The sequence below is a fragment of the Anaerococcus sp. Marseille-Q7828 genome (genome assembly GCF_949769285.1).
GTDB lineage: Bacteria > Bacillota > Clostridia > Tissierellales > Peptoniphilaceae > Anaerococcus.
Window position 1 is genome coordinate 414846 of sequence record NZ_OX458331.1, and the last position, 13124, is coordinate 427969.

Consider the following 13124-nt stretch of genomic DNA (forward strand, 5'->3'; position numbering starts at 1 on the left):
GAAAAAGGAGAAAATAATGAAAAAGAAAATATTAATGACTGCAGTTCTAGCAATTGCCCTAGCTAGTTGTGGCAATGTAACAGAAGCAGAACCTACAAGCGAAGACAATCAAACAAGTGTAGAAACAGAAGAAAAAGCCCCTGAAGTGGCAGAAAACGAAGCTATGGCAGATAGTGAAAAACCAGAAGAAAATATAGAAGAAGATACCAATGATGAAGCTAGTGATGATTCAAAAGAAGAATCAGATCCAAGCGATGAGATGATTATAGAAGAACGTGATGGAAGATATTTCTCTACACTAATGGCTTCAAAAAACGGTGAACGTAGCGAAGACTTCAACGCTGGATTTGTATCAAATCTAACAATAGAAGATGATGTTCTCACCGTAGATGGGACTATAGATTATTTAGTAGATCTAGAAAATACAGAAGATGACGAAAAATATGACAAAGGGTCTTTCCACTTTAACTTAAGCCCTGATGTTAAACTTCAATCAGCAGGCGGAGACCAAGAACCTACCGTATATACAAAAGAAGAATTCTTGAAATTCTATGAAGATGTCAAAGACTCAGGCCTTGCCCTATTTATCGATGTAAAAGATGGACTAGTGACTCTAGTATCAATATCTTCATAAGATATATTCTCTTTAAATATTTTCTTATCTGTAAACAGAGGGTAAAATATATAACAAGGAGAATATTATGAAAATTAGTAATAAAATTTTATTAACTGCAATCTTAGCAGTAAGCCTAGCATCTTGCACAAACTCTGATTCCGGAGAAAACCTAAGTGAAGATGTGGTAGCTAGCATGGAAGATGAATCAACAGATAAGCCAAAAGATGAGCTAATCGAAGACGTATCTGAGGATGCCAATACCGAAGTTAGTGAAAACGAAGATAAAGCAGAAACTGACAAAAAAGTCGAAGAATCAAAAGCAGAAGAAAAGACAGTAATAAATGTCAAAAATCAAAATAAGGAAGAAAACAAAGAAGATTCTGACAAAGAAAATGCTGATGATTCACAAGAGACAAGCGAAAGTGAAGAAGATATGGACTACCAAGACCAAGACGGAGTTTATTTTTCAAGCCTAGTTGCATCAAAGGGCGGAGAACGTGATAGCGACATGGGTCTTGCTACAATTTCTAGTATCAAAATCGAAGAAGATACACTAATAGTAGAAGGCACCATGGACTACAGAGAAGATCCAAATTCTGAAGAAAGTCCAAAAGAGCTTGAAAAAAAGACATACAAATTTAAATTTAACTCTGACAGTAAGTTCCAAGCAATTGGTGGCCTAGCCGAACCAGAAATATTTACTCCAGCAGAATTCATAGAATACTATCAAGGTATAACAGATTCTGGTCTAGGACTAAATATCGAAGTAAAAGATGGAATAGCAAGCACAGTTTCCTTTGCTTCATAAGTTAAAAATCCAAGGATTTATTCCTTGGATTTTTTTATTTCTATTATAAAAGCATTATCATAATGTATTTGCCAGCCGTGCAAATCACAAATTCTCTTGACATTAGAAAGGCCCATGCCACGAAGTTTGTCACCAGTTCTACTTTCCTCTCCTGTATATAGAGGATTGAAGATTTTGCTAGCCTTATCTTTACTAATGCCCTTACCAGAGTCTTTAAAAATAAGCTTATCTTGCTTGTAATCTATATATATTTTGACATCACTTTCATTGTGATCAATAGAATTTTGCAATATATTTTGTAAGAGTCTTTTGAATAGTTTTTCATCAACAGGGATAATTTCCTGGTCTGTCTCAGCAAATAAAATTTCAATTTCTCCGCCATTGTCCAAAAAATACATGTAGTTATCGCCGACATACCTTCTTATAATCTCTAGTATATCTTTGGATTCTTTGTCAATGTTTCTGCTACCAAGACTAGCAAATTCCAATAATTCATCTACCCTATCATTTAAAATATTAGCATTTTTCTCTATAGATTCTAAATATACTTCCTTCTTATCATTGTCTATAATTTCATCGTTAAGGGCCTTGGAATAAGAAATTATCACAGAAAGCGGGGTCTTTACATCATGGGCTATGCCCCTGAAAAGCATGTCCTTTTCCTCTTCTTCCTTGCTATATATTTCGCTCATCTCTTTGTTGATGCGCCTTGAAAGCCATCTGACTATAGCATAAATAATGCTAAGGTAGATAAGGACTATAAGAATGGCTATCGATATAATTTCAGTTTTTAGTGGAACTTTTTCATGGTTTATATCAACTTGCCAGATGTATTTGACAGCCTCATTATCATATTCTAAAAAAAGCTTGTTGCCATCTTTTGTATTATAGACCATCCTGGTCTCTGATCCAGAATTTACTGCAAGCATATCAAGGAGTTCATTTTCTGAGTACTTGTCCTTGAAATCTTTGTTATAGGATCTTATAACATGGCCATCCTTTAGGACAAAGCCCGAACCACCATAAGCGTCGATTGCCTGCCAATCTATAGCTGTGTCATCTACAGTTTCTCTAGTTGGGAAATACTTTGAAACGTAATTTTCAACATTATTTTGGTTAAAAACTATGCCAAGGCTTAGCAGAAAAATAAGACTTACAATTATGAAAACTATTATAAAAATCACTGTATTTTTTAAGATATTTTTCCTAGTATTCATCAATCTTTCCTCATCATGTATCCAAGTCCTCGTATGGTTATGATTCTAGTTGGATTTTTGGGATTATCCTCAATCTTATCTCTTAAGTTTGAAATATGTACCATGATTGTATTATCATCGTTTATAAAGTCTCCACTCCACAAGTACTCATAAATCTCACCCTTGGTAAAAACCTTGCCTGGAGTTGTCATAAACATGGTAAGAAGTTCATATTCCTTGGCCCTAAGCCTTAGAATTTTATCATTTTTATAAACTTGCCTGTTAGCCTTATCCCAGCTAAGATTTCCCACCCTTATAATCTCTTCAGTATTGGCTCTTTTTTGCCTACGCAAAAGAGCTATAGAACGTGCAAGTAATTCTCCTGGATCAAAGGGCTTGGCTAGGTAGTCATCAGCTCCTAAGTATAGGCCCTCGATTTTTTCTTTGACTGTTGATTTGGCTGATAAAAATATAATTGGAAAATCTCTATCTTGGCCGATTTTCTTTAGGACTTCAATCCCATCCATTTCTGGCATCATGATGTCTAAAATTATGAGATCCACAGAATTTTTATCCAAAAGTTCAAGAGCCTCAACACCATTTCCAGCTTCCATTACTTCAAAGCCAGAATTAGTCAGATATAGCCTTACAATATCTCTTATTTCCTTGTTGTCATCTACTACCATTACTAGTTCATTCACAAAATTCGTCCTCTTTCCATCATCAAGTCAAGGTTGTTCTTCTCATCAAAACTCAAATTTTCTCGCCATTGCTTGTAGTATTTATCCAAAGTCCTAGCCTTTAGTTCTCCCTCTGTATAGAAAGTCTTTTCCAATTTATAAAAGACCCTATCTTCAAATTTAATCTCATCAACACCAGTTTGATCTGCCATGTACTTGTCTTGAACTAATTGGGCCGTACCTTCTATAAATTGCTTGTAGTTTATGTGAAAGATCAAATCTTCAAATAGTGAAGGGAAGTTCTTTTTGATATAGGCCTCTTTTTCAGCCTTTGCTTTTTTGTAGTTATCAGCATCTCCTGAATCATAAAGATCCAAAAGTCCCATACATTCTGCTTCCCACAGTTTTTTAAATTCTGGGTCCTTGTCCATTTTTTCAATAGCTCCCATAAATTCATTGTAGTCTTCCTCTACTTCACTTTGGCCATCACTTACATCATGGACCATATCTAGCCCATGTTGCATCTGATAGCAATGGAAGCTCTCGTGAACAAAGACTGACTTGTAGTTTTCTTCTTGATTAGTGGTTCCACCCATTCCCCCATAAATATTTTTGAATTTATCAAAGGAAATAGCTTTAATAAGTGGCTTGCCATCTAGCTTTAGCGCCTCAATTCCTAATACTGGGTCATCTGGTTGTTTTTCTATTATCTTGCCATTTTGATACCTAAATTCCTTATTAAAATTATACCAAATATCCTTGGTATATGAAGACATCTCAAAGCCTTTCCAAAGTTTTGTGGTATCATAGGTCTCTACTTCATCAATAAGTGCAAGGCTTACTGGATCAATTGTAGTTATTCTCATAGAAAAACTCGCAAGCAAAAGTCCAAGACCTGTAATAAAATAAATGATTTTACTTTTCACGACCTAGCCTCCATCTTTTTACAAGATACAAAATACCAAGCAAAAGCCACAAATAGATTAGGCTATGAACAAGGGACCTATAGTTTGTGAAGTTGCCGAAAAATAAATCACGCTCTATCTCTCCAAAAACACTTATAGGCGGAAAGATATTTAAAATATGAGTCATAACTTGGCCAAAGATTCCACCTGTCATCTCTACTATTAGCCTAAAAATTTCTCTCATAGCGCCAACAATTACAAAAAACACCCCAAAAAGTGCAGCAGGAGCTGGTGGCAAAATCAAGTTGAAAACTGACATTAATAGGCTACTTGTAAGAATTCCTATTAGATAAACTATGATAGCTAAGATAAAACCAAGAAAGGAAATGTGACCTGAACCCGTAAACACGGAATAATTTAATAATATTTTAAGCGGAATGTAATCTGTACATAACAGGAGACATTCCGTTTAATTTTGTCTTAATCCTATCTTCATTGTACCATTTAATATATTTTTCAATCTCATTTCTCAAATGATCATAACTTTTAAAATCTTCTCCATAATACATTTCTTGTTTTAATATCCCAAAGAAGTTCTCCATTGGAGAATTGTCTAGACAATTGCCTTTTCTTGACATACTTTGGGTTATATTCATCTTTTCTAGTTTTTTAGTCCAAGAACTATGTTGGTAATGAAATCCTTGGTCTGAGTGTATAGTTAAATATTTAATGTCTTTATTTTCTTCTAGTGCTTTTTCTAGCATTGTATTGGTTAAGTTTATTGTTGGGTGGTTACTTAGTGTATAGCTAATTATTTCACTGTTGTATAGGTCTAATATTGGTGATAGGTACAGTTTCTTTTCTTGACCTTTAATTTTAAATTCTGTTACATCTGTTAACCATAACTCATTTGGTTTACTTGCTGTAAATTGTCTTTTTACAACATTATCTGCTACTTTGCCTATTTGTCCCTTGTATGATGAGTATTTTCTTGATCTAGTTTTGAATTTAGTACATAGCAAGGATTCCTCTCTCATTATTCTTAGAACTCTTTTATGGTTAATTTTAAATCCCTTATTTTTTAATGTTAATGTTACTCTTCTGTAGCCATATCTACCTTTTGACGCTTCTACTATGGTTTTAATTTCATCTTTAACTTTTTTGTCTTTATCTACTGGATTAAGTAACTTTATCTTCCACTCATAGTATGATGATTTTGGTAATTTAGCTATGCTTAGCCATTCACCTATTTTACTTTGTGGATATTCTTTTTGTAGATTGAGGATTATCTTTGTCTTTTCCTTGCTTCTGCTTCCTCTTCTAGTAGCAAGGCTTGTAGCTTTTTTTCGTAGATTATCTTCATTTTGAGAAGTCTATTTTCTTCTCTTAGTCTTATTAATTCTTCTCTTTCACTTTCGTTTATTGGAGTATTATTCTTTTGTTTCTTATTTGATTTGGTCATATCTTTTTTAGGCCTTCCTCTGTTGTCTTCTAGCCCAGATAGACCACGTTCTTCGTAAGCTTTCTCCCACCTATATACCATAGATCCATTAACAAGATTAAAATGCTGTGCAGTCTCTCTGAGCGAAGTATTGTTGATTTGCCTATATTGTATTACAGACAGCTTAAATTCACTAGAGAATTTATTGTTTTTTAACTTTTTAGATAAGTTGTCAAAGCCGCCAGATTTATATTTGTTTATCCATTCTCTTAAGGTATCTTTGGGAACATTATATTTTTCAGCTACTTTCTCTTGCCCACCTGATTTACCTGATAAGTATTCCATTACTAATTTTATTTTAAATTCATTTGTGTATTTTGGCATACAAAAAACCCCTCCATCCGTATTCCGGATTTTGGGGTTCAGGTCAATGCTTGGACGATTTATAATAACATTTATAACCATACCAACTAGCAAGATCAAACCCATGGCAATACTAATTATCACATCGGCTCTTATAATTTCAGAAACTTGCTTATCCAAGGATTTGCCGTGGACTTTCAAAATATCAACCAAACCACTATATAAGTGTTTCCTAAAAGAACCCATAGAAAGTGTAATAGCAGCAAGAGCAGCAAGCATATTGGTTAAGGTCCAAGCAGTAGCATATTGACTATATTCTGAATTACTATTAACACCAGGTGCCGAAAGACTAATACTTGATGAAACAAAGGCTGTAATAAGTATTCCTATTATGGCAAAGATAACAAATGATGACTTAGACAGATTTTCCCTTATATGTAGTTTAACGAGGGTCATAATTTACCTCCCTTCCAAAATCTATAAAAATATCAGCCAAGGACTTTTCTTTAAAATCATCTCTAGTAAAATATTTAAAACTATCAGGACCCATAATTATAACTCCCCTATCACATATACGTTCCACATCCCAAAGTAGGTGGGAGTTTAGAACTATTGCCTTATCAGAAGACTTGAGCGATTTTATCAAATCTTGCATAGCCATTTGCCCAAAAAAATCTAAACCACTTGATGGTTCATCAAGGAGAATGATATCAGGATTGCCAATAAGGCTTTGAGCTACAGCAAGTCGTTGGATCATGCCCTTGGAATACTTAGAAAGCTTAGTTTTATTAGCAGAATCAAGGCCTACTTTTCTCATCAAATCTTCTAAATCATCACTAGCTCCATGAGCATTTTTAATAAGCTCCAAAAGCTCCATAGCAGTCAAAATTTCTGGAAAACTAGGAGTTTCTGGAGAATATCCAATTTTAAATTCATTGTAGTCAATATTTCCAGAATAATCCCTATCAAGACCCAAAATCATACGGATAAGACTAGTCTTGCCAATCCCATTAGGTCCAATCAGCGCAAAAATCTCTCCTTTGTTAATATCTAAATTAAAACCATTATAAATAATATGATCATCAAAATTCTTATGTAAATCACTTACTTTTAGCATATTGCTTACCTCCTAATGATAGAATAAATCATTATGCTAAGAATAAACTTAAAGAACCTTAAATTGAGCTTAAATATAAAAAGCCTCTTAAAAGTTCTACTAATAATGCTTTTAAGAGGCTGTAATTATGATTATTATTTTTTATCTCCCACAAGAAACGAAAAAGCAAAGTCATATCCTGCTCTCATTGCCACATTCATTGACTTCACATGGGAAAATTGAGTGGAGTATATTACTGTTATTTCTGGGTTTTCTTCTCTTGCTATGTTTACAAGATTATTTACTAAATGTGAAGTCACATTTTTATATCTAGGAGGCTTGTCAAATTTTTCTACTCCTATTTCCCACAAGTATTTTGAGTTCTGGTTAGCTCCTGCTATTGCTATGAGTTCTTCATTATCATAATATGCTAGGGCAAGTCTATCTTTCCATATTCCATTATCAAAGCTAAAGGCGTGCTTAGTTACGCCCTTAAATTTCGAAAAGTCTTCTTCTTTTATCCTAGTAAATTCATATGGGCTGTCTATTTTCTTAAAAGTCCTACTAGGTCCCATAAGAGGACCCATGTTTTTTAGGGTCATATTGTGGTTATTAAGGATATTTTGTAATTTTATAAGATTCGGCGTTTCCATAAACCATTCTGCAGGATAATCACTATACTCTTTTTCTAGTTCTTCTAATAAATTTTTATCAGAGGAGCGAACTAATAAGGATTTGCCCACACAATTTATGGCAAGCGCATGGCGATTGTAGGATAAGAAACTATTATCGTAGTCATTTAATATAAAATGATTTTTCCCATCTAGTAAGTTTTTATTGCCAAAGTCATTTTCTAATTGTTTTGCTATATTTTGATCCATAGGCTAATTCCTCACATAAAAAATGGCTGGGATAGTAGGACTCGAACCTACGCTCTCCAGAGTCAGAATCTGGTGCCTTACCAACTTGGCTATATCCCAACAAGTATTATAATTATATCACTTATTTCTCAAGTAATAAAGCCTTTTAAAGATTCAGTTACTCTAACTTTTTAAAAATATCCATCATGCTTTCATTCTAGCTTTGTAAAAGCTTTTGATCAGTAGTTTTTCATGGATCATCCTCGCTTTTTATAAATTATTATAAAATTTAAAGTTTTCTTATTTTTTACCTTATCATGGGTAATTTTAACTCTTAATTTAATAAAAATCTTTTAATATATGATAATGAAAATCATTATTGACTATATGTCAAATTAATGTTATTATTATTTAGTAAATAGATAAAAAATAACTGCTATAAGAGGAGAGTTTATATGAAAAATAAAAATAGATTAGTTATTGCCAGTGTTCTATCACTTGGATTAGTTTTTAGCGCTTGTGGAAATGATCAAGCTAAAGAAGATAAGGCTTCCGAGGATACTAGTCAACAAGTAGAAGAATCTAAAGATAATTCTGCTGAAAATGATGACGCAAACAAAACAGATGATGAGTCTACAAAAACTGATGATAATAAAGCAGAAGAAAAAGAAGAAAGTGAAGAATCAGATGATGATGTAAGTTTGTCTGATTGGGATGGCAAATGGAATAGTATGTACGAATATTTAGAGGATGATGATATCCAACCAGCTTACGCAACTCTAGCTGAAAAAGATGGTGTTGAAGAAAGCAAGGCAAAGGATGATTATCTAGAAAAAAGAAAGACTGATTTTGCAGGTCTAGTTGTTGACGGCGATAAGATAACATTCTTGGATAATTTTCCAGATAAAGATGGAAAAACTATAGGTGAAGGAACTTACGAATTCTCTAAAACAGAAAATCAAATGGTAGGCGAACACAAAATAACTTGGAATATATTCGAAGCTACAAATGATGATGCCCCATATAAATATATGATCTTGATGGCTATAAATCCTGACGAAGATCTTGTACATTTCCACTTTAGATATGGTGATGATTTAGATGAAATACTAAATAAAGAAGGATGGTTCCCAACAGTAGTATCTCCAGAAACTACTAATGAACAATTGATAGAAGAAATTACAGAATAATTTAATTTTCACTTTCAAAATTTATGTTTTATCTCTACTAAGTAAGGTGTATGCTTGGAGCAAGCCTATAGGATTTCTCCAAGCTCTTACTTTTACTTATAATTGTATTCTTTTTTGATCAAGCTTAAATCCAAACATCCTACTAAATTAACATCCACTTCTACTAACCCTCTAAGTCAAATCTAACTTATTATCTAAATTAAAATTATATAGAAGACTTTAAAAGTAAAAAAAGGTAAAATTATTATAATGGACTATTTTTGTTAGGTCTTAATCTTCAACAGAGTAATTAAGTGAGCATTAATTAGTTACTAAAAAATTTAATAAATTAAGATAAAAATAATAAATGATAATGGAGGGTATATGTCAATTAATTATTTTATCGAATTATTGGGTGGTCTTGCCCTGTTTTTATATGGGATGGCTATGATGAGTAAGGGCCTAGAGCTTGCAGCTGGGGATAAGCTTCGTGTTATAATAGAAAAAATGACTTCTAATTTTTTCAAGGCTATCTTGGTCGGTATCATAGTTACTGGTATTATCCAATCTTCATCCGCAACCACAGTTATGGTTGTTGGCTTTGTAAACGCAGGACTGATGAATATCTACCAAGCTGTTGGGATAATAATGGGGGCAAATATTGGTACAACCATTACAGGACAGCTTGTTGCTTTAAATATTTCTGCCATAGCTCCTATAATTGCATTTATTGGCTTCGTATTGAATACTTTTGCTAAAAAAGAAAGGAAGACTTTTTTAGGACAAGCTATAATGGGACTTGGTTTTCTATTTATGGGTATGGAATTTATGAGCACGGCCATGGAGCCACTAAGGGATTATCCAGGTTTTGTCACACTTATGACCAAATTTCAAAATCCTTTCCTAGGAGTATTGGCTGGTACTATTATTACTGCTCTTATTCAATCGTCATCAGCATCTCTTGGTATCTTACAGGCTGTTGCTAACCAAGGTGTAATACCACTAAAATCATCTATGTACATAGTCTTTGGCTTTAATATAGGAACTTGTATTACATCAGTCCTATCTGCTCTTGGGTCATCCAAAAATGCAAAGAGAACAGCTTTAGCCCACGTGCTTTTTAATATCATAGGTACAATCATGTTCATTATTGTGGCTATGTTTATACCAATAGATGAAATTGTTCTAAGGCATTCAAGGGACTTGCCAGCTGCACAAATAGCAAATCTGCACACCTTGTTCAACTTTGCTACAACCATAATTCTAATTCCTTTTTCAAGAAAACTTGCAGACTTATCTGTAAGTCTTATTCCTGGCAAGGACAAGGAACAAGAAGAGATGAGCTTGCAATATATCAACAAGAATATAACAAAAGACGTAAATGCTACATTTACAGATGTTAGGGCTGAAATAAACAGACTATTGGCCATAGTAGATCTTAATTACGAAGATTCAATGGATATCCTGGTAGAATTTGACGAAGATAAATACCACGATATTTTCCACAGAGAAAAAATTATAAACCACTTAAATAAAGAAATATCTGCTTTTATAATAGATGCTCTATCCATGTCTATGGATGAAGATACATCAGCAAATTTCGTTTCTTATTTGAGAATATCAAGAAATCTAGAAAGAGTTGGCGATCATGCCAAAAATGTTGCAGATGTTGCAAAACTTAAAGCTGAACAAAAATTAGACTTCACAAACATAGCTTATGAAGATTTATACGCACTAAATGAATACACGATAAAAATGCTAAAGGCATTGAGAGAAGACTTACCAAAAGATGAAAGAGTAAAAATAGTAAGTGAATACTACAAAATTGTAGAAAGAGATGTAGAAAAATGTAGATATGAACATATGCTAAGAATGAGAGAAAGACAATGCGATCCAGAAAGCGGCTTAGTATACGAAAAAACTTTGACAGCTTTGGAAAGAATATCTTCCTACCTATCAAAAACAGCTAAAATATCCATATAAGAAATCGGCAGGAAATCTGTCGATTTTTTTGTGCAAACTTTAGCTAAAGTCCAATTATTTATTCGCAAATTTTGCAATTTTTTGTTTATCTTTTATATAATCGGGTAATTAAAAAATATATTTATACAGTAAAGCAAATTACAATTATTTGTTAATCAATAAATATTATTACAAAAATATTTGTGATTTATACATTTAGAAAAGATAGGGAAAGGAAAATTTATGAAATACAAAATAAGTTTAGCATTTGTTATTAGCTTGGCCCTACTTACATCATGTAATGGCGGGACCAATCAAAATGATAATAAGGCTGAGCTATCCCAAAGTGAAACAAAGGAAGATACTAGAGAAAAACCAGTCGAAACAGCCGAAGATAATGAAACAGAAAGTAAGGAAACTAAGGAAGAAGAGAAAGAATTAGAAACCAAGGAAGAAGAAAAGTTAAGCAAAGAAGAATTATTTAGCAAATTAAATGAACTTCCTAGTCTAGAATCCTATAAGATTGAAACTACCGCAGAAAAAATAGCAAAAGCAAATTCTGATAATCCAGAAGTAATAAGTTCCACTGATGCAAAGCTTGAATATATCAAAGAGCCACACATCTACCATGCCCTATATGAGATTCACGATCCTGCTGTAGGCGAAATGGAAACTGAAACATATCAAAATGGCAAAGTTGCTGTCACAAGGCAAGATGCTAGCGGGTGGATGAAAACCGAAATACCAGAAAACGAAGCAAATGACGAGAACAATATAATAGTAAACGAACTTGATGATTACTACACAGTAAGCGAAACTGATGAATACTATATTATAGAGATAGAAACCACTCCAGACAACCTTGAAGAAATTAAAGATCTTATAATGGGCGATGAATTCGAGCAAATATTTGATGGTGAACTAACAACTATAAGAATTAACCACAAATTTGACAAAGAAACCCTTTATCCAATCAGCTATGCTTTGGAAGCCGAGTCAATAAATGAAAATGGCGACTTAACCCTATATAAAAATAGCGATGTCTATAAAGAGGTAAATTCAGTAAAAGAAGTCCCTATACCTGATGAGGTAAAAGCTTTATTAGAAGAATAATATAGAAAAGGAAATTTTAAATGAAAGTTAAAAATGGAAAATTTTTAATATTAGCACTTGTTCTGTCGATTTTAACAGCTTGTAGTGGAAACAGTACCCAAACAAAAGAAACTAGTGAAGTTACAGCAAATGAAACAGAAAATATAGAGACTAAAGAAGAAAACAAGGAAGATGAGATAAGTGAGGAAGAATCTAAAGCTGATAATCCACAAGTAGATAATGAAGAAGAATCATAGGGCCTAAGCAAAGAAGAACTTTTTAATAAATTATCAGAGGAAGCTAGCTTGGATTCTTACAAGATTGACACAGCCACCCAACAAATAGCTAAGGCTAATTCTGACAATCCAGAAGAAGTAAATGGCACCGAAGGTTATGTAGAATTCAATAAAAAAGCTAATATCTACCACTCCCTATATACTATATCTGACCCTAGTGTAGGCCAAATGGAAATGGAATCCTATCTAGTTGATAATCTAATGGTTTATAGAAAAGATGACAGTGGATGGGTTAAAACTCCGATGACAGAGGACGGAGAAGATGTTTATAATGTTTCAGACACCGATAAAAATAGTAATAGGGTTTTTAAAGAACTTGAAGAATATTATGAGTTAAGTGAAAATTCTGATGATTATACCCTAGAATTAGAATCCAATCCTGAAAACATTAATGAAATGAAAGATATTATCTTGGGAGACACATCAGGTCAAGTATTTGTTGGCGAACTAACATCCATCAAGTCTTGGCATAAATTCCACAAGGATACTTTATATCCTATTTCTTATGATTTTGAGATAGAATTCACCGACGAAAACGGAGACGTTAGGTTATATAAGCACACTGCTGAATACAAAGAAATAAACGAAATATATGAAATTAATGTACCTGATGAAGTAAAAGCTTTATTAGAAGAATAAT

The 13124-nt window shown here is 33.1% G+C and carries 13 protein-coding genes, 1 tRNA gene and 2 pseudogenes; 7 read left to right on the plus strand and 9 right to left on the minus strand.

Annotated features, from left to right (window positions below):
* Positions 1–16: 16 nt before the first annotated feature.
* Both QNH69_RS02035 and QNH69_RS02040 read left to right on the plus strand, forming a co-directional pair.
* Positions 17–634 (plus strand): hypothetical protein, encoded by a 618-nt coding sequence (locus tag QNH69_RS02035; RefSeq protein WP_282928960.1) that lies wholly within the window; start codon positions 17–19, stop codon positions 632–634.
* A 67-nt stretch (positions 635–701) separates the two neighbouring features.
* The gene (locus tag QNH69_RS02040; RefSeq protein ID WP_282928961.1) at positions 702–1424 is read left to right on the plus strand and encodes a hypothetical protein; all 723 of its coding nucleotides are present in this window, start codon (positions 702–704) and stop codon (positions 1422–1424) included.
* A 17-nt stretch (positions 1425–1441) separates the two neighbouring features.
* Here the strand turns inward: QNH69_RS02040 and QNH69_RS02045 are convergent, their stop codons facing one another.
* The 9 genes and pseudogenes from QNH69_RS02045 to QNH69_RS02085 all read right to left on the minus strand — a co-directional run bounded on the left by QNH69_RS02045 (position 1442) and on the right by QNH69_RS02085 (position 8085).
* Positions 1442–2641 (minus strand): HAMP domain-containing sensor histidine kinase, encoded by a 1200-nt coding sequence (locus tag QNH69_RS02045; RefSeq protein WP_282928962.1) that lies wholly within the window; start codon positions 2639–2641, stop codon positions 1442–1444.
* The gene (locus QNH69_RS02050) at positions 2641–3321 is read right to left on the minus strand and encodes a response regulator transcription factor (RefSeq protein WP_282928963.1); all 681 of its coding nucleotides are present in this window, start codon (positions 3319–3321) and stop codon (positions 2641–2643) included. The genes QNH69_RS02045 and QNH69_RS02050 overlap by 1 nt, the downstream gene beginning before the upstream one ends.
* On the minus strand, positions 3318–4226 hold the full coding sequence (locus QNH69_RS02055) for a hypothetical protein (RefSeq protein ID WP_282928964.1): 909 nt from the start codon (positions 4224–4226) through the stop codon (positions 3318–3320). Before QNH69_RS02055 ends, QNH69_RS02050 begins: the two co-directional genes overlap by 4 nt.
* On the minus strand, positions 4216–4524 hold the full coding sequence (locus QNH69_RS02060; protein ID WP_282928965.1) for a hypothetical protein: 309 nt from the start codon (positions 4522–4524) through the stop codon (positions 4216–4218). Before QNH69_RS02060 ends, QNH69_RS02055 begins: the two co-directional genes overlap by 11 nt.
* A gap of 109 nt (positions 4525–4633) precedes the next feature.
* Positions 4634–5503: pseudogene (locus QNH69_RS02065) on the minus strand (IS3 family transposase); the annotation flags it as partial.
* Complete coding sequence (locus QNH69_RS09310) at positions 5491–6465, minus strand: helix-turn-helix domain-containing protein (RefSeq protein ID WP_349252247.1); 975 nt, start codon at positions 6463–6465, stop codon at positions 5491–5493. The gene QNH69_RS09310 and the pseudogene QNH69_RS02065, both read right to left, overlap by 13 nt.
* Complete coding sequence (locus QNH69_RS02075; RefSeq protein WP_282928966.1) at positions 6452–7126, minus strand: ABC transporter ATP-binding protein; 675 nt, start codon at positions 7124–7126, stop codon at positions 6452–6454. Before QNH69_RS02075 ends, QNH69_RS09310 begins: the two co-directional genes overlap by 14 nt.
* A 134-nt stretch (positions 7127–7260) precedes the next feature.
* Complete coding sequence (locus QNH69_RS02080) at positions 7261–7986, minus strand: hypothetical protein (RefSeq protein ID WP_282928967.1); 726 nt, start codon at positions 7984–7986, stop codon at positions 7261–7263.
* A gap of 23 nt (positions 7987–8009) precedes the next feature.
* Positions 8010–8085: transfer RNA gene (locus QNH69_RS02085), tRNA-Gln, on the minus strand.
* A gap of 335 nt (positions 8086–8420) precedes the next feature.
* Here QNH69_RS02085 and QNH69_RS02090 point away from each other — a divergent pair.
* The 5 genes and pseudogenes from QNH69_RS02090 to QNH69_RS02110 all read left to right on the plus strand — a co-directional run.
* Positions 8421–9155 carry a ZinT/AdcA family metal-binding protein gene (locus tag QNH69_RS02090; protein ID WP_282928968.1) on the plus strand — a complete coding sequence of 245 codons (735 nt, stop codon included), beginning with the start codon at positions 8421–8423 and terminating at the stop codon, positions 9153–9155.
* 363 nt (positions 9156–9518) lie between these two features.
* The gene (locus QNH69_RS02095) at positions 9519–11117 is read left to right on the plus strand and encodes a Na/Pi cotransporter family protein (protein WP_282928969.1); all 1599 of its coding nucleotides are present in this window, start codon (positions 9519–9521) and stop codon (positions 11115–11117) included.
* 222 nt (positions 11118–11339) lie between these two features.
* Positions 11340–12209: a DUF6612 family protein gene (locus QNH69_RS02100; RefSeq protein WP_282928970.1), complete on the plus strand. Its 870-nt coding sequence runs from the start codon at positions 11340–11342 to the stop codon at positions 12207–12209.
* Between the two features lie 20 nt (positions 12210–12229).
* Positions 12230–12445 (plus strand): hypothetical protein, encoded by a 216-nt coding sequence (locus QNH69_RS02105; protein WP_282928971.1) that lies wholly within the window; start codon positions 12230–12232, stop codon positions 12443–12445.
* Positions 12446–12469: 24 nt separating this feature from the next.
* Positions 12470–13123 (plus strand): annotated as a pseudogene (locus QNH69_RS02110) (DUF6612 family protein); the annotation flags it as partial.
* Position 13124: the final 1 nt, after the last annotated feature.